The following is a 17,508-nucleotide window of genomic DNA, read 5'->3' on the forward strand; positions in this document are numbered from 1 at the left end:
TCAGGAGGACGCGCTTAAGCGGCTTCTTCCTGCTTCTTGTCACGCAATGCTGCGAGGGTACGAACCAGCTTGCCGGCAGAAGCTTCCTTCATGACGGACATCAGCTTGGCAATCGCCTCGTCGTATGTCGGCAACGTGGCCAGACGATCGATGTCAGCAGCCGGAATCAGCTCGCCTTCGTAAGCCAGCGCCTTGACTTCAAAGTCCTTCTGTCCCTTCAGGAACTCCTTGAACAGACGAGCGGCAGCGCCCGGGTGCTCATAGGAGAAGGCCAGCAGGGTCGGGCCTGAGAAAGTCTCGTCCAGAATCTCCCAAGGAGTTCCGGCTAGTGCGCGGCGTGCCAGAGTGTTGCGGACAACACGAATCTGGACGCCATTCTCGCGGGCCTGTTTGCGCAGATCGGTCATTGCGCTGACAGTGACGCCGCGGGAATCGGCAACAACGACGGAGAGAGCGTCCTTAGCGGCTTCACTGACCTCAGCAACGATTGCTTTCTTGCCTTCGAGACCTAGTGGCACGGTGTTCACTCCTTCGTGCCGGGACACTCATGACGAACGTCCCGGTGGTTACCATCTCTCCCACTGTCTGACTGACAACAGGGGAGTCTTGGGTGATGGTGCTCACCAGCGAACTGGCGGGGCACACCATCTGCGCAGGCTACTCTTCATGCAAACCGGCCCTACGAACCGGCTGCATGTCGAGCGATTAAGCCGCCCTCAGGCGTCACCTGCGGTCTTTGACGGTGCCCCGCCCGCTTGGCACGGGGACCGCAAAGTTACTGCTACCATCATCGATCACGCGAATGCGCTGTGGTCGACGGTCAGACCCGGGCCCATGGTGGTGGACAGGGTCAGCTTCTTGAAATAGATACCCTTGGAGGTGCTGGGCTTCAGACGCTTGAGGTCGTTAACCAGAGCTTCCAGGTTGCCGCGAATGGCGTCGGAGGAGAAATCCACCTTGCCCAGGCTGGTATGGATGATACCGTTCTTGTCGGTACGGAAACGCACCTGACCCGCCTTGGCATTCTTGACTGCCGTCGCTACATCGGGCGTTACGGTGCCGACCTTGGGGTTCGGCATCAGACCGCGCGGACCGAGGATCTGGCCCAGCTGGCCCACGACACGCATCGCATCGGGGGAGGCAATGACGACGTCGAAGTCGAGGTTACCTTTCTTGACCTGGTCTGCCAGATCGTCCATGCCGACGATGTCGGCACCGGCTTCCTTGGCAGCGTCAGCAGCGGCACCCTGGGTAAAGACGGCTACACGTACGTCTTTGCCCGTACCGTTGGGCATGACGGTAGCACCACGTACTACCTGGTCGGATTTACGCGGATCGACACCCAGGTTGATGGCAACCTCGACGGACTCCTTGAACTTGACCGTAGAAACCTCGGCAAGCAGGGCAACCGCCTCTTCCAGGCTATAAACCTTGGAGGCGTCGACTTTCTCGCGGATCATCTGAGCGCGCTTGGACAGTTTCGCCATGATCAAAGGCCCTCCACGTTGAGACCCATGCTACGGGCACTGCCGGCAATGGTACGAACCGCAGCGTCAAGATCAGCAGCCGTCAGATCGGGCTCCTTGGTCTTGGCGATCTCTTCGAGCTGTTCACGCGTGACGGTGCCGACCTTGGTCTTGTTCGGCACACCGGAACCCGACTTGATACCGGCGGCTTTCTTCAGCAGCACGGCAGCAGGCGGCGTCTTGGTAACGAAGGTGAAACTGCGGTCGGAATAGACCGTGATCACCACCGGTGTCGGCAGACCCGGCTCGATTTCCTGCGTTGCGGCGTTGAAGGCCTTGCAGAATTCCATGATATTCACACCGTGCTGACCCAGCGCGGGGCCGACGGGGGGACTCGGGTTCGCCTTACCCGCTGCAACCTGCAGCTTGATATAGGCTTGGACTTTCTTCGCCATGATGAACTCCAGTTGGGTGATAGCGCCTTGCGGCTCCCCGGGTTAAGGCCGGATTTCGGCCCAAAGTACAGCAGAGATTCGGACTATTCTTTCTCGACCTGCGAGAATTCCAGCTCTACAGGCGTGGCGCGACCGAAGATGAGCACACTGACCTGGAGGCGGCTCTTTTCGTAATTGACCTCTTCGACGGCGCCATTGAAGTCGGCAAACGGACCATCAATGACACGCACCATCTCGCCCGGCTCGAAAAGCGTCTTGGGGCGCGGCTTGTCGCTGCCGTCCTGGACACGGCGCAGGATGGCATCGGCCTCTTTCTTGGTGATGGGCGCAGGCTTCTCCGGCGTACCACCGATAAAGCCCATGACGCGAGGCGTCTCATTGACCAGGTGCCATGTCTCGTCATTCATTTCCATTTCGACGAGCACGTAGCCGGGATAGAATTTGCGCTCGCTCTTGCGGCGTTTGCCATCGCGCATTTCCACGACTTCTTCCGTCGGGACCAGGATCTCGCCGAACTGATCTTCCATGCCATACAGCTTGACACGCTCGATCAGCGAGCGCATGACATGCTTCTCGAAACCGGAATAGGCGTGAACGACGTACCAACGCTTGGACATGGAGTCTCCTAACCAATGATGCCGGACATCGCCCAGCCAAGAACGGTGTCAATCACCCACAGCATCAAACCCACCAGCAGCACGGCTGCCAGCACGATCAGAGTGGTTTGCAGGGTTTCCTGACGCGTCGGCCATACCACGCGCTGAATCTCTTTACGCGAATTGCGCGCCAGATCCATCAGCGCCTGCCCCTTTGCCGTCGTCAGCGCGACTGCCGCAGCGGCGACACCCAGGACGACTACGCCCAGCACGCGATATAGCAAGGCTTGTTCAGCAAAGTAAGCGTTACCGACGACAGCGAGCCCAACGAGGATGACGACGACCGCCCACTTGGCCACGTCGTGGCGCGACCCCTGCACCTCGGCGCTGTGTTTCATGGAAAGGAACTCCTCAAAGTCAGGGCGCGGCAATCGAGAACAAGAAATTATATCAGAAATAGCCAGCCTGGGGAAGACTGGCAGGCCAGGAGGGAATCGAACCCCCAACCTGCGGTTTTGGAGACCGCTGCTCTGCCAATTGAGCTACTGGCCTGTAACTTTTGTCATCCGCGACGCTGCGGCTATCTAGACTAGCGTCCAAATGACAGCGGGCGCAATGATAACGAACACGCCCACACTTGGCAACTCTCGCAGATAAAGAAAAAGACGAGCATCTTGCTCGCCTCTTCTAACTGGAGCTCATGGACGGATTTGAACCGTCGACCTCACCCTTACCAAGGGTGTGCTCTACCCCTGAGCTACATGAGCGAAACTGGAGCGGGCAGCGGGAATCGAACCCGCATCATCAGCTTGGAAGGCTGAGGTTCTACCATTAAACTATGCCCGCTACCTACTCTTGCACCAACTCGCAACGCCAGTCGGCAAAATCTGGTGGAGGGGGAAGGATTCGAACCTTCGAAGCTTTCGCGGCAGATTTACAGTCTGCTCCCTTTGGCCACTCGGGAACCCCTCCAACGTGGCGGCAAATTCTACCACCTCCGGCTGATTTGTCAAGCACTTACCAACTATTGTGTTGCGAATCTGCCAGCGCCCGAGCCGTGTATCTCGGAACGCGGCGTAGTGTGTCAAAGCAGCATTGAGAATGCAAGTCCTGCGCGAATTTTTTCTAGCGGTGCTGGAGTGGGCACGACGGGCGCTCCCGAAAGGCGCCCGGCACGTTCGGCTCCCGTCAACGGGAAGCGGGCCTCCAGACCGGCATATACCATATCCGGCCAGACAGCATGAGGCATCCTGATACCTCGCGACACGACTCGGGCATCACCACCGGTCAGCAACAGCGGCAGGCTGACGCCCTCTCGGTCACAGACTTCGCTATAGATGCGATTGACGGCACTCACTGCAGCCATGTAGATCCCGTGATTAACGGCCTCGATGGTGTTGCGTCCCGGAGCGAGCAGCTCGTCCGCCTCACTGTCGGGATCGATCGCCACATTGCGCGTTCCCAGCTTGAGGCTCTCCTTCATCAAGCGTAGCCCAGGGAGTATGTATCCCCCGAGGTGGCGCCCGCCGGAGAGCACGAAGTCCATGGTGATCGCACTGCCGCAATCGACACTACAGCAGCCCCCCGTCAACTGATAACCGGCCAGGACCCCCATCCAGCGATCCACGCCAAGCCGCGAGGGTTCTTCATAGCCGCACGTTACACCAACCGCCTCGGGGACCGAACGAGCCACATGCACCGAGCCGACACGATGGCGCAGCAAGGCTACCGTCTCTCGCAGCACCGCCTCACGCGCCACACTGGAAATACGCACCGCCTCGACCACATCGAGATCCGGAATATCCGCGCCCGGACGCCACTCTTCCCGCGTCCAGACCGCACCCCGCGAACGTATCTCGCTACTATTGATATCCTTGAGGCGCCACTTGGATAGCGTATTGCCAATGTCGAGATCCAGTATCATGTCAGTCCGCGCAAGCTGATTTCTCCTCCGGCTAACGTCTGGAGCCGGCCTTCGGTCTGTACGAGCAGATTACCCGACGCATCCACTCCCTGAGCCATCGCTTGATAAGCTGTCCGCCCCTGCTGGACCTCGATGACTTCGCCGGCATGGGCATTACGCCGGTTCCATGCTTCCTGCCACGGAGCGAACCCCTCTCGCTCGAAACGCGGCAGCATCTCGAACATGGCATTGATCATGCCGGCCGCCAGGCCGTTGCGTGAAACGTCAGGGATGACGTCACGCAACCCAGCGGCAGGCTGCCCGATACTTCCTTGCAACGAGGCGGGCAGAGCCACATTCACTCCGATACCGATGACCACCTCGCAGGGGCCTGCAACATCACCGCTGACTTCAAGCAGGATTCCGGCCAGCTTGTAGCGCTGCCCAGCCTGGATCAGCAGCACGTCATTGGGCCACTTGAGCGCCACACACGCTCCCAAATCTTCCAGCACCTGGGCAAGCGCCACGCCAACAGCCAGGCTCAGCCCCTCGAGCGTTGCCACTCCGCCTTCGAAACGCCACCCCATGGAGAAAAGAATGCTTCCTCCCCAGGAGGTGACCCAATTGCGGCCACGCCGACCTCGGCCGGCAGTCTGGCTTTCTGCCAGGCAGACCTCGGCATGTCCTGCCCCCAATTGAAAGCGTTCCCGCAGGAACGTATTCGTCGAAGGCAAGTCATCCTTGATGAACAGCGCCTTCATGCAGCGTCGGGAGTGTGCCGCCAGATCATGGTCGATGAGCGTGCCATCCAAAAGGTCAAGCGGCTGCGCAAGACGATATCCCCGCCCTTTGACCGCTTCGAGCGGCAGAGCCATCGCCTCGAGTTTCTTGAGCTGCTTCCATACGGCCGTGCGCGACACGCCCAGCGCTTCGCCCAACTGCTCGCCGGAGTGATAGCCTCCGTCGCTCAGCAGGCGGATCAGATCGCCGATGGTCATCCGAGGTGCCCCAGTCGGGAAAAACCCCCATTCTAGCGGAACCCTACCACCCACGGGGAGTATCAACGACCAAAGTGGACCCTACCGATACAAAACAGGGCGCTCCTCATCGATAGGAGCGCCCTGCCTGTGCTGCGAAGAGTAAAAATCAAAACTTTGCCGACCAGGCCAAGGTATAAGTGCGGCCTCGTCCTTGGTAGTCGTAGAGGTATGCCGGACCATATCCCGGAGAATAGAAGCCGACGGCACGCTGGCCCCAAGGGGTGGAATACTGCTCATCGAATAGATTAGCCACGCCCAGGCTGAACCTGCCATAGTCGGTCTGCTGGCTACCTAGCAGGTCGAACGTCGTGAAGCCTTCGATTTCAGCGTTCTGATAGTCCTCATAATCCCAGGCATGGTTGGCCTGCAGGCGGACCGACCGCTCGAAATCGGACCAGCCGACATGCAAGGTCGCCGTATCTTGGGAGGGATACGGCGCTACCGTAATTCCGCGATCCACCCATTCATCATCGATCTTCTGTTCCGAGGTCAGGACATGCAGGGTTCCGCCCACTTCCCAGTGGTTGCCGAAGAAACGGGTTGCCGAAGCTTCCAGGCCGTAATCGCGACGATCATCCTCGATTTGAGCGATGTTCAGATCCCCGTCCAACTCGATGGCCTTTTTTGACCACGCATAGTAGAGCGCTGCCTGAGTCAGCCAGTCGTTACCGCGATAACGCCACCCCAACTCCACCTGACGCGTCTTGATGCCATCCAGGGGATTGTCGCTGACCGTCTGCCCCGCCCGGCCATAATATTTGGACGGGTCGGGCAACTCGAAGCCTTCGCTGTAACTGGTCCAGACCTGATGGCCATTATAGAATTCATACAGCACACCTGCATTGAACAGTGTGACGTCGTAATCGTTCTCACCGCCCGGCACACTGTTGAAGTCGTCGATCTCCACATCCATATGTTGCTGGCGAGCACCGGCAGACAACTGCAGCGAGTCAGTCACCCACCAGGCGCTTTGAGCAAACGCCGCCATGCTGTCGACCTCAAACCCGGGATAGCGCGGAGTTACACGGCTTGCCTCCTGCACCAAACCACCCGTGGCATCGGTAATGGCCTTGTTGAAATACATCTGGCTGGCATCGAACTCCTCGCGATCAAAATCCAGGCCATAAGTCACGTTCAGGTTATCGGTCGGATCCGCAGAGAACAGCCCCTTGATGCCACTGAGCTTGGTATTCTGCTTGGACGCAGCGAAATAGTAGCCTCCATTGGCACGGTCGGCGTAAGGGAATGGGTGAAAAGCGGCTTCTTCCTCGCGATGAAAGGCCTGAAGGTAGAAATCCTGGCCTAGCAGATCGGCATGATGGTAATTGACGTTGACCAGCTTGCGCTCTGTACGGGGCTCACGATCGGCCGAAAACCCGTCGCTGATCTCGGCATCGTTCAAGTTCGGGGTCGCCGCGGTGAGGTTGGGATAATAGACACCACGATCATCCTCGTAGCCCGAATCATAGAGCTGCGCTGTCACATCCAGGGTCTGCTGCGCATCAATGGCAAATGATAGATTGCCCATGATGTCGATACTGCGGTTTCCCTGCAGGTCGCTCTGGGCGATATCGGGAAATATCTCGTCACCACTTGCGTCGTATTGACGCCCATTGTCCTGATAAGCGACACCAAGACGCCCCTGCAGCCGGTCATTGCCTCCCGCGACTGCCACCGCAGCACGTCGGTCAAGGTCCTCGCTATCATTGAAGCCTGACGTCAGGCTGAGCTCTGTCTCGAGAGTGGGCGCACCTGCGTGTCCCTTCTTGGTGACGATATTGATAATGCCGCCCGTGGCGCCGCCTCCGTATAGACTGCTGGCGCCGGACAGCACTTCGACCCGGGCAATATTGAAAGGATCGATGGCATCGAACTGGCGTGAAAGCCCACGAGAGCTATTGAGCGACACACCGTCGATCAATACCTGAACGCTGCGCCCCCTCAGATTCTGCCCCGCATTGGTGCGCCCCTGGGGTCCGAAATCCAACCCCGGTACCAGTTTTCCCAGTGCCGTCTTGAGATCGACGCCACTGTGGATCTGCTGTTGGATCTCTTCCGCCTCCACGACCCATACCGTTCCCGGAATCTCGCTTATCTGCGATGGGGTGCGTGATCCGACAACCACCATGGTGTCTTGCTGCTCCTCGGCGGCCCGAAGCCCCATGGAGGCGAGTCCGACCGTCATACCCACGACGAATGTACTTGTTTTCATTAGAATTTCCTTGACCTTGCGGATCAACTTCATGTCGAGGCGTATAGTAGGGAACTCGTCTTTCCCATTCAATGATAATCATTGTATTTTACGTCCAGCGCTTGAGACGCACGCTAGGAATGCACGGCGAGACAATATTGGCGAGCACCAACGCAAAAACCCCCTGTCCGTGGGGACAGGGGGTTCGAAGAGGTGCCTGACGATGACTCGGCCGGCGTTCCGGGACTCTCCATGAGGAGACCCCTGGCTTTCCTCCACACCAATAAAATACCCCAGCTTCTTTCGAAGCTGGGGTACGGTATAGGTGCCTGACGATGACCTACTCTCGCATGGGGAGACCCCACACTACCATCGGCGCTGAGCGGTTTCACTGCTGAGTTCGGCATGGGGTCAGGTGGTTCCCGCACGCTATGGTCGTCAGGCGTAACTGGTGTCGTCCCGCGAGGCCTTCCGGCCCGCCGCGCGACGACGCAACATGGATCTGCTGACCGCGATACGTCTCTGGTATCCGGCAATTGTCGAGGTGACCTCAGACCCCTTGGGGTTATATGGTCAAGCCTCACGGGCCATTAGTACACGTTAGCTCAACGCATTGCTGCGCTTCCACACCGTGCCTATCAACCAGCTGGTCTTGCTGGGCCCTTCAGGGGGCGCAAGGCCCCAGGGAAGTCTCATCTTGAAGGGGGCTTCCCGCTTAGATGCTTTCAGCGGTTATCCCGTCCGTACATAGCTACCCGGCAATGCGATTGGCATCACAACCGGAACACCAGAGGTACGTCCACTCCGGTCCTCTCGTACTAGGAGCAGCGCTTCTCAAACTTCCGACGCCCACGGCAGATAGGGACCGAACTGTCTCACGACGTTCTAAACCCAGCTCGCGTACCACTTTAAATGGCGAACAGCCATACCCTTGGGACCGACTTCAGCCCCAGGATGTGATGAGCCGACATCGAGGTGCCAAACACCGCCGTCGATGTGAACTCTTGGGCGGTATCAGCCTGTTATCCCCGGAGTACCTTTTATCCGTTGAGCGATGGCCCTTCCATACAGAACCACCGGATCACTAGAACCTACTTTCGTACCTGCTCGACGTGTCTGTCTCGCAGTCAAGCACCCTTATGCTCTTGCACTCAGTGCACGATTTCCAACCGTGCTGAGGGTACCTTCGTGCTCCTCCGTTACGCTTTGGGAGGAGACCGCCCCAGTCAAACTACCCACCACACACTGTCCTCGACCCGGATGACGGGTCTGAGTTAGAACGCCAATGATGCCAGGCTGGTATTTCAAGGTTGGCTCCACCCGAACTGGCGTCCGGGTTTCCAAGCCTCCCAGCTATCCTACACAAGCAACATCAGCATCCAGTGTGAAGCTATAGTAAAGGTTCACGGGGTCTTTCCGTCTAGCCGCGGGTACACAGCATCTTCACTGCGATTTCAATTTCACTGAGTCTCGGGTGGAGACAGCGTGGCCATCATTACGCCATTCGTGCAGGTCGGAACTTACCCGACAAGGAATTTCGCTACCTTAGGACCGTTATAGTTACGGCCGCCGTTTACCGGGGCTTCGATCAGGAGCTTCGCGTGAGCTAACACCATCAATTAACCTTCCGGCACCGGGCAGGCGTCACACCCTATACGTCCGCTTGCGCGTTTGCAGAGTGCTGTGTTTTTAATAAACAGTTGCAGCCACCTGGTATCTTCGACCGGCGTCGGCTTCACCCGCAGGGGCTTCACCTAATGCCGGCGTGCCTTCTCCCGAAGTTACGGCACCATTTTGCCTAGTTCCTTCACCCGAGTTCTCTCAAGCGCCTGGGTATTCTCTACCTGACCACCTGTGTCGGTTTGGGGTACGGTCGCATGTGATCTGAAGCTTAGAGGCTTTTCCTGGAAGCGTGGCATCAATGACTTCCAGACCGTAGTCTGTTCGTCTCGTGTCTCGGCCTGGGGATTCCGGATTTGCCTGAAATCCCAGCCTACTCACTTTCACCCGGACAACCAACGCCGGGCTCACCTAGCCTTCTTCGTCCCCCCATCGCAATCACATCCGGTACGGGAATATTGACCCGTTTCCCATCGACTACGCCTTTCGGCCTCGCCTTAGGGGCCGACTCACTCTGCTCCGATTAGCGTAGAACAGAAACCCTTGGTCTTCCGGCGGGGGAGTTTTTCACTCCCCTTGTCGTTACTCATGTCAGCATTCGCACTCGTGATATCTCCAGCAAGCTTCTCAACTCACCTTCACCGATTTACACGACGCTCCTCTACCGCTCATCCAGAGGATGAACCCGTAGCTTCGGCACCTGGTTTGAGCCCCGTTACATCTTCCGCGCAGGCCGACTCGACTAGTGAGCTATTACGCTTTCTTTAAAGGATGGCTGCTTCTAAGCCAACCTCCTAGCTGTCTAAGCCTTCCCACATCGTTTCCCACTTAACCAGGATTTTGGGGCCTTAGCTGACGGTCTGGGTTGTTTCCCTTTTCACGACGGACGTTAGCACCCGCCGTGTGTCTCCCACGCTGTACTCACCGGTATTCGGAGTTTGCCTCGGGTTGGTAACCCGGGATGGGCCCCTAGCCGAAACAGTGCTCTACCCCCGGCGGTAATACGTGAGGCGCTACCTAAATAGCTTTCGAGGAGAACCAGCTATCTCCGAGCTTGATTAGCCTTTCACTCCGATCCACAAGTCATCCGAATCTTTTTCAACAGATCCCGGTTCGGGCCTCCAGTTGATGTTACTCAACCTTCACCCTGCTCATGGATAGATCGCCCGGTTTCGGGTCTATTCCCAGCGACTGGTCGCCCAGTTAAGACTCGGTTTCCCTACGCCTCCCCTATTCGGTTAAGCTCGCCACTGAAAATAAGTCGCTGACCCATTATACAAAAGGTACGCGGTCACCCAACAAGTGGGCTCCCACTGCTTGTACGCATACGGTTTCAGGATCTATTTCACTCCCCTCGCCGGGGTTCTTTTCGCCTTTCCCTCACGGTACTGGTTCACTATCGGTCAGCCAGGAGTATTTAGCCTTGGAGGATGGTCCCCCCGTCTTCAGTCAAGGTTTCACGTGCCCCGACCTACTCGATTTCACGTTGGTTGGATTTCGGCTACGGGACTGTCACCCGCTATGGTCAGGTTTCCCACCCTGTTCGCCTATCGGCCCCAACGCTTAAGGGCTGGTCCCCGTTCGCTCGCCGCTACTGGGGGAATCTCGGTTGATTTCTTTTCCTCGGGGTACTTAGATGTTTCAGTTCCCCCGGTTCGCCTCGCTGCACTATGTATTCATGCAGCGATACTCACCTGATGGTGAGTGGGTTTCCCCATTCGGAAATGCCCGGGTCGCAGGTTGTTTGCCACCTCGCCGAGCCTTATCGCAGGCTTCCACGTCCTTCATCGCCTCTGGCTGCCAAGGCATCCACCGTATGCGCTTAATCGCTTGACCATATAACCCGAAGGGGTCTGGTCTGCGATCACTACGACAATTGCCGGATACGCTTGAGACGTATCTTGCTCTCTTATGCCTAAGAGAGACTTTTGTCAGCATGATCCATATTGTTAAAGAGCGACTGTTCAGAGAACAGTGATAAGCGCTCAGCCAGGCCGGAGGGCCTGTTCAGCGTTTATCACTGGTCACGAAACGAGGACTGTCGGGAAGTGAGGATGGTGGAGCCAAGCGGGATCGAACCGCTGACCTCCTGCGTGCAAGGCAGGCGCTCTCCCAGCTGAGCTATGGCCCCTCTGATGTCCCTTGATGGGATAATTTTAGTCAGGGCGAGGCATTTCGTGGCGCCGCCTAGCCTGCTAGGCAAGTCACGAAATAACGAAGCACTGGATAAAATTTGGTGGGTCTGGGCAGACTCGAACTGCCGACCTCACCCTTATCAGGGGTGCGCTCTAACCAACTGAGCTACAGACCCAGCACCATACTAACTGCTAAGCCTGTTGCAGTTCGGTCGGCCGACCTCACCCTCCTTCCCATTTAAGGTCAGGGGGTGCGCTCTAACCCACTGAGCTACAGACCCGGCTTCAAACCACTGGGTCCGCGACCCAAACAGTCTTTTGCTCTGGCCGATCAGGTAATTCATTGTGGACACTTGCCGGGAAGAGGCGAGTCGTCGATTAAGGAGGTGATCCAGCCGCAGGTTCCCCTACGGCTACCTTGTTACGACTTCACCCCAGTCATGAACCACACCGTGGTGATCGCCCTCCCGAAGGTTAGGCTAACCACTTCTGGTGCAGTCCACTCCCATGGTGTGACGGGCGGTGTGTACAAGGCCCGGGAACGTATTCACCGTGACATTCTGATTCACGATTACTAGCGATTCCGACTTCACGGAGTCGAGTTGCAGACTCCGATCCGGACTGAGGCAGGCTTTCTGGGATTCGCTCCACGTCGCCGTCTTGCAACCCTTTGTACCTGCCATTGTAGCACGTGTGTAGCCCTACCCGTAAGGGCCATGATGACTTGACGTCGTCCCCACCTTCCTCCGGTTTGTCACCGGCAGTCTCCCTAGAGTTCCCGGCCGGACCGCTGGCAAATAGGGATAGGGGTTGCGCTCGTTACGGGACTTAACCCAACATTTCACAACACGAGCTGACGACAGCCATGCAGCACCTGTCTCTGCGCTCCCGAAGGCACCCCGGAATCTCTTCCGGGTTCGCAGGATGTCAAGGGTAGGTAAGGTTCTTCGCGTTGCATCGAATTAAACCACATGCTCCACCGCTTGTGCGGGCCCCCGTCAATTCATTTGAGTTTTAACCTTGCGGCCGTACTCCCCAGGCGGTCGACTTATCGCGTTAACTGCGCCACTAAGTCCTCAAGGGACCCAACGGCTGGTCGACATCGTTTACGGCGTGGACTACCAGGGTATCTAATCCTGTTTGCTACCCACGCTTTCGCACCTCAGTGTCAGTGTCAGTCCAGAAGGCCGCCTTCGCCACTGGTATTCCTCCCGATCTCTACGCATTTCACCGCTACACCGGGAATTCTACCTTCCTCTCCTGCACTCTAGCGTGACAGTTCCGGATGCCGTTCCCAGGTTGAGCCCGGGGCTTTCACAACCGGCTTATCATGCCACCTACGCGCGCTTTACGCCCAGTAATTCCGATTAACGCTCGCACCCTCCGTATTACCGCGGCTGCTGGCACGGAGTTAGCCGGTGCTTCTTCTGCGGGTGATGTCGTTCCTGAGGGGTATTGACCCCCAGGCCTTCTTCCCCGCTGAAAGTGCTTTACAACCCGAAGGCCTTCTTCACACACGCGGCATGGCTGGATCAGGCTTGCGCCCATTGTCCAATATTCCCCACTGCTGCCTCCCGTAGGAGTCTGGGCCGTGTCTCAGTCCCAGTGTGGCTGATCATCCTCTCAGACCAGCTACGGATCGTTGCCTTGGTGAGCCGTTACCTCACCAACCAGCTAATCCGACATAGGCTCATCCGATAGCGCAAGGTCCGAAGATCCCCTGCTTTCTCCCGTAGGACGTATGCGGTATTAGCCTGGGTTTCCCCAGGTTATCCCCCACTACCGGGCAGATTCCTATGCATTACTCACCCGTCCGCCGCTCGCCGGCGAGGTGCAAGCACCTCCCGCTGCCGCTCGACTTGCATGTGTTAGGCCTGCCGCCAGCGTTCAATCTGAGCCATGATCAAACTCTTCAGTTTAAAATCATATGGTCCGTTAAGCGGACCAAACTTGGCTCAAGGTCAAAGCTTCTCTTGACGAGTCGCTTGCCTTGAAGGTCTTGGTGACTGTTCACCCCTTCGCCGGCAAGCGCCCACATGAATTACCTGATCGATTGTTAAAGAGCGTCTCGCTAAACGCACCAGACCATCGCCTGGCGTCGCTTCCGGCCCGAGGGCCCCGCCGCGAGAGAGGCGTATTCTACTGAGCCGGCCGGATTTGTCAACCCCGGATGGCCTGGCGATCCGCTGCGGATCGTCGGGCCCGCCCTGGGATGGCGGCCGTCTCGAGTGGGGCGCATTCTACCGTTTCCGATGGCGTCGTCAAGCGATTTTCGGCGCGCCTTAAACTCACGGCGCCGTCGAAAAACCCAACGACAACAATGCGTTGCCTCACTTCCCACCGCCGGCGACGTCTGGGCGTCGGCAGCAGCGGAGGCGTACTTTACGACACCGAAAGGTGGGGCGCAATCCCCCGAGTGGAAAAATTTTAGTGGCTATGATCACTCGAATAATAGCTACATACGCATGAGTTAAGTCATCCGGCAGTGCCTCTCCTGCATCTGATCTCTTGTCTTGTGGCCGTCTATTGGGCTCGGTATCGATACACCCGTAATGAAGGAAGGAAAACTTCCTCCTCGAGACGCTCATCTGAACGCTTTGCGCGCATTCGCTTCTCGGGCGGAAAAGGTGGCGGTCTGTTGTAATCAGGCAACCGACCATCCGGGGAGGGGATAAATAAAGGCAGCGCAACATTCATTGCTCTGCGTAACCTCCCATCTACCAAGGGTTCCCGAAAAAAGAGGTTGGCTCTCATGAGCGGCGCTTGCTTTTGCACGCGGGCCAGAGGCTCTCCACTGGGAATACTTGCAAGCTTTCCAAGTTGGATACGAATGTGTGGCGCATCGGCATCCAAGGACAACAACATCTTTTCCACTTGGCTGACCGTCAGTCGACGAATAGAGCGCCCGCTACTATACCACGCCAAGCGTACCCTGCTTAGCTCCGCATCGGCAGTAGGGATATGCCGCCAAGACTGCTTTAAGTGTAAACGTGCCAAGCCCTGCTGCTTCAAATGGTCATTTAACATGGGGTGACGAAACGGAAGCGTTGCCTTGATCTCTGCAATCATCCCAGGCTTTTCTTTCTGAACTTGACTGATAAGCTCAGAAAATTCCGACTTGGCCAAGTTTACTCGCTCAACCGCATGCATTAGGGGGGGATCGGCTGCAATCAGTCCTACGTAAGTGCGCGTCACCCGCCCATCCTGCCCATCTAAATACCAGAAGTCGAAAAGCGCCCGGCGCAACCATTCTGCATCTGGTGTTGAATGGTCCAGTGCCCATGCAGCACGTTGGCTGGTCTGGTACTGCTTCACCAACTCCTCGGTGGCCTCTGTAATATGGTCAAAAGCTGCTTCAAGTCCTGCAAGCAACCGGTATTGGACATCCGCCATGCCCCCTCCCCAGCCTCGATGGTTACCCCCGACGGGGCAGTTGCGCTATGCGCTATAGTAATTTGTATGGCTTGGCCTATGCACCGGAAAGGCATCTGACTCAGACTGACTCGGAAGAGCAATGATAAGTTCGACGTGATCGATCAAGGCCAGGCCGCTCCAAGCCAAACGGCAGCGAACAACAGCTCACTTTGAGTGAGACCAGCCAAGCTTACATCCAAGTGCAGCCGGGCAACCACTCACTTCTTGCCCCGCTTCACTCCATATACTTGCTTACTTAGGCGCTGTAACTTTCCCTATCGCTCTTGCCGACTTGAAGCTTTTCTATTAAGCACGTTTATTCACTCCATGCTAAACATACGAACCGAACCTCTTGAGCAGAGCCAAAAGCTTGCATTGCTATTTTAATACGTTAAAGTATGCGTCAGGCAAATATTTTACGGCTAGACTAGCGTAAGCCACTTAACTGGAGCAGAAATGTCTAAACTTTTTCAATCCTATCAAGAAAAGCAACGCCTGATGCAACAGCTCTCTGAAGAGCTGAAGCAGATGGAGGACGACAATCGCCTCAAACAGGAGATTGAATTCAAGGAAAAGCTTGAACAGCTGATGACGGAGTTCAACAAGAGCGCCAAGGATGTTCTCGATATACTGAACCCCAGTTCCGAAGCTGCTTCTTTCGAGAAGCCAGCAGGGCGTCGCAAGCGTAAGCTGAAGGTATATGAAAACCCCAACACCAAGGAAGTCGTGAAAACACGGGGGGGCAATCATAAGACGCTCAAGACGTGGAAGGATGAGCATGGTGCCGAAACTGTAGAAAGCTGGCTGGTGAGAGAAGAAGGCTGAAAAGCGGCTGGTGACAAGGAACCCAAACCTGCAAGTTCATCAAGACGGGCCTGAGACCACTCGCCTATCGCTTTGATCCAGTTGGAGCAGGTATTGCAGAGCGGCGAATAGCTCTCTAGGGATTCTGCCGTCATGCATTATGTTCTTTAAGCCGAATCCAAGCAAAGAACGCTTTGCATGGCGCTTGGTCAAGCTCTTTACTGCTAGCCCGGTGTTGCATTCAACACCGGGCTGATTCTAGGTTCATCGTAGATTAGCGTGAAAAAGGAAGGAGACGGCAGCTAGATCAAGGTTGTGTTCTTCAAAGCATACCCCTCCCCCTAACCGCTGCCCTCACGATGGAGCGCTAGTTTGCTTGCCCTCTTCTGGGAAGGCTTCGAGCTGGGTCGATATGAACTGCTCGATACCCCAGCCTACTCGTTACTCTCACGCCAGACCCCGCCCGACTTTCTCGATATCATCGCTGCGGATAGGCGTTTTCCCTCATCCACGACATTCATCGCCGACACGTTCGTGAGCGAGATCTGCTTCAGTGCCGCGTCTGGTTGGACGTGCCTGTCCGCCGGGTTTGTTGTCTCCAGTACAGCCCTCGGTATCGACTGGATGATTGGTCGCCAGTCACTGACAAGCGCTATGGTGAGCTAGGTTGAAGCGTTGGTTCACTTGGCGCCGATCAAGCAAGTGGCCGAACTACTGGGAAAGCGGTCTGGCACCCCTGGTAAGGTTTACCCGAATTCTGAGGCCCTATGCCAAGGGTATCATTGCCAGCGCCACGTATCGTCTCGATATGAATAGGCCACTATGCATAGACAGCCCAGATGGAGTTGTGCTCCTTCTCGGTTATCCCTTGCACCCCCTTCAAGTAGAACGGAGCCCTATGCTATGGGCGCTCCGGGTACCTATGCCTCGTTTGATCATTCGCTGTCCTATGGCTAGGCTTGAGAAATCAAGAAAATTTTCATACTTATCCTAACGGGACAGGAGGTTAATGCAATGTCGAGCCCTGAACATAAGCAGAAAATCTGGAAAATGATTAAAGACATTAGAGTAGGCATGCTGGTCACGATAGACGGCGAGACCCCAAGAGCAAGACCCATGCATCTTGTGCAGGACGAGTATGATGGCAAGCTTTGGTTTTACACTCGTCGCAGTGCAGAGAAAGTATTTGAATCTCAGAAAGATAGCGATGTTTGTGTTAGCTTCTCCGACCAGGAGGAAGGCGTTTATGTATCGCTTTCCGGCAAGGCCAATCTGACCGACAATCGAGAGTTGATCGAGAAATATTGGAATCCGTTTATCGGTGCTTGGTTTCCCGAGGGCAAAAACGATCCTGATGTCGCTCTGCTAGAGGTAAAAGTGGAGCTTGGCGAACACTGGAAAGCCAAGGAAAGCAAAGCATTTCAGCTTTACGAGATTGCCAAGGCAAATGTAAAGAAGGATTCTCCCAACATGGGAGAGAATGAGAAATTCGGATAACATTCGACTGGAGCATTTGTTAAGCCATAGGTACCGCTTGCTTGCTGTCGAGCAGGTTCTTTGCCCGAGCAGATCCCCTGCCATAGCAGAGCGCATAGTATAAGTAAGCGGTACCTACGCCGAGGTCAAACAAAGAAGACTCAGGAGCAAACCTCGAGTAAAGATGAGGCCGTCGCCACCTTGATGGCCTGCAGCGGTTGCATACTTCCTTCCAAATCCTCAAGCGTGAACGGATCGAGCGGCGATTCTATCCGACCCGGAAGCTGCCAGAAGCGGTGCGTTCAATTATTACAACGAGATGTCCTACAATCCAAGGCGCCGCCATGGGACGCGCAATGATCTGCCCCCGTTTGAGAGAGGCGTTACTTCCAGAGCCTGACGGATGTC

The 17,508-nt window shown here is 56.4% G+C and carries 12 protein-coding genes, 6 tRNA genes, 3 rRNA genes and 1 pseudogene; 4 read left to right on the plus strand and 18 right to left on the minus strand.

What is annotated here, in order from left to right; translation table 11 throughout:
- Positions 1-14 precede the first annotated feature (14 nt).
- From rplJ to ACYQ12_RS17430, 18 genes are all read right to left on the minus strand, one after another.
- Entirely contained in the window at positions 15-518 is a 504-nt protein-coding gene (rplJ, locus tag ACYQ12_RS17345) for a 50S ribosomal protein L10 (RefSeq protein ID WP_459874550.1), read from the minus strand.
- 276 nt (positions 519-794) lie between these two features.
- Complete coding sequence (gene rplA, locus ACYQ12_RS17350) at positions 795-1,487, minus strand: 50S ribosomal protein L1 (protein ID WP_459874169.1); 693 nt, start codon at positions 1,485-1,487, stop codon at positions 795-797.
- Between the two features lie 2 nt (positions 1,488-1,489).
- Positions 1,490-1,921 (minus strand): 50S ribosomal protein L11, encoded by a 432-nt coding sequence (gene rplK, locus ACYQ12_RS17355; protein WP_459874171.1) that lies wholly within the window; start codon positions 1,919-1,921, stop codon positions 1,490-1,492.
- A gap of 83 nt (positions 1,922-2,004) precedes the next feature.
- Positions 2,005-2,538: a transcription termination/antitermination protein NusG gene (nusG, locus tag ACYQ12_RS17360; protein ID WP_459874173.1), complete on the minus strand. Its 534-nt coding sequence runs from the start codon at positions 2,536-2,538 to the stop codon at positions 2,005-2,007.
- A gap of 8 nt (positions 2,539-2,546) precedes the next feature.
- Positions 2,547-2,915: a preprotein translocase subunit SecE gene (gene secE, locus ACYQ12_RS17365; protein ID WP_459874175.1), complete on the minus strand. Its 369-nt coding sequence runs from the start codon at positions 2,913-2,915 to the stop codon at positions 2,547-2,549.
- A gap of 78 nt (positions 2,916-2,993) precedes the next feature.
- Positions 2,994-3,069 (minus strand) — tRNA-Trp (locus ACYQ12_RS17370).
- Positions 3,070-3,209: 140 nt separating this feature from the next.
- Positions 3,210-3,284: transfer RNA gene (locus ACYQ12_RS17375), tRNA-Thr, on the minus strand.
- Positions 3,285-3,289: 5 nt separating this feature from the next.
- Positions 3,290-3,363 (minus strand) — tRNA-Gly (locus tag ACYQ12_RS17380).
- Positions 3,364-3,405: 42 nt separating this feature from the next.
- Positions 3,406-3,489: transfer RNA gene (locus ACYQ12_RS17385), tRNA-Tyr, on the minus strand.
- Positions 3,490-3,601: 112 nt separating this feature from the next.
- A complete protein-coding gene (locus ACYQ12_RS17390) occupies positions 3,602-4,441 on the minus strand; it encodes a type III pantothenate kinase (protein WP_459874177.1) in 840 nt (279 codons plus the stop codon).
- Positions 4,438-5,418: a biotin--[acetyl-CoA-carboxylase] ligase gene (locus ACYQ12_RS17395; protein ID WP_459874179.1), complete on the minus strand. Its 981-nt coding sequence runs from the start codon at positions 5,416-5,418 to the stop codon at positions 4,438-4,440. Before ACYQ12_RS17395 ends, ACYQ12_RS17390 begins: the two co-directional genes overlap by 4 nt.
- A 148-nt stretch (positions 5,419-5,566) precedes the next feature.
- Positions 5,567-7,705 carry a TonB-dependent receptor gene (locus ACYQ12_RS17400; RefSeq protein WP_459874181.1) on the minus strand — a complete coding sequence of 713 codons (2,139 nt, stop codon included), beginning with the start codon at positions 7,703-7,705 and terminating at the stop codon, positions 5,567-5,569.
- A gap of 273 nt (positions 7,706-7,978) precedes the next feature.
- A 5S ribosomal RNA gene (gene rrf, locus ACYQ12_RS17405) occupies positions 7,979-8,094 on the minus strand.
- A gap of 126 nt (positions 8,095-8,220) precedes the next feature.
- A 23S ribosomal RNA gene (locus ACYQ12_RS17410) occupies positions 8,221-11,107 on the minus strand.
- Positions 11,108-11,326: 219 nt separating this feature from the next.
- Positions 11,327-11,402, minus strand: a tRNA-Ala gene (locus ACYQ12_RS17415).
- Between the two features lie 103 nt (positions 11,403-11,505).
- A tRNA-Ile gene (locus tag ACYQ12_RS17420) sits at positions 11,506-11,582 on the minus strand.
- 203 nt (positions 11,583-11,785) lie between these two features.
- Positions 11,786-13,325: ribosomal RNA gene (locus ACYQ12_RS17425) — 16S ribosomal RNA — on the minus strand.
- The 16S, 23S and 5S rRNA genes sit together here with 2 tRNA genes alongside, the layout of an rRNA operon.
- Before the next feature lie 604 nt (positions 13,326-13,929).
- A complete protein-coding gene (locus ACYQ12_RS17430) occupies positions 13,930-14,799 on the minus strand; it encodes a DNA replication terminus site-binding protein (RefSeq protein WP_459874183.1) in 870 nt (289 codons plus the stop codon).
- Between the two features lie 477 nt (positions 14,800-15,276).
- Between ACYQ12_RS17430 and ACYQ12_RS17435 the strand changes: the two genes are divergently transcribed.
- The 4 genes and pseudogenes from ACYQ12_RS17435 to ACYQ12_RS17450 form a co-directional block, all read left to right on the plus strand.
- The gene (locus tag ACYQ12_RS17435) at positions 15,277-15,645 is read left to right on the plus strand and encodes a histone-like nucleoid-structuring protein, MvaT/MvaU family (protein ID WP_459874185.1); all 369 of its coding nucleotides are present in this window, start codon (positions 15,277-15,279) and stop codon (positions 15,643-15,645) included.
- 351 nt (positions 15,646-15,996) lie between these two features.
- The gene (locus ACYQ12_RS17440) at positions 15,997-16,290 is read left to right on the plus strand and encodes a hypothetical protein (RefSeq protein ID WP_459874187.1); all 294 of its coding nucleotides are present in this window, start codon (positions 15,997-15,999) and stop codon (positions 16,288-16,290) included.
- Positions 16,291-16,638: 348 nt separating this feature from the next.
- Positions 16,639-17,121, plus strand: a complete 483-nt coding sequence (locus ACYQ12_RS17445; protein WP_459874189.1) for a pyridoxamine 5'-phosphate oxidase family protein — start codon at positions 16,639-16,641, stop codon at positions 17,119-17,121.
- Positions 17,122-17,330: 209 nt separating this feature from the next.
- A pseudogene (locus tag ACYQ12_RS17450) lies at positions 17,331-17,500 on the plus strand (IS3 family transposase); the annotation flags it as partial.
- Positions 17,501-17,508 lie beyond the last annotated feature (8 nt).

It is taken from the genome of Halomonas shantousis, assembly GCF_054654615.1.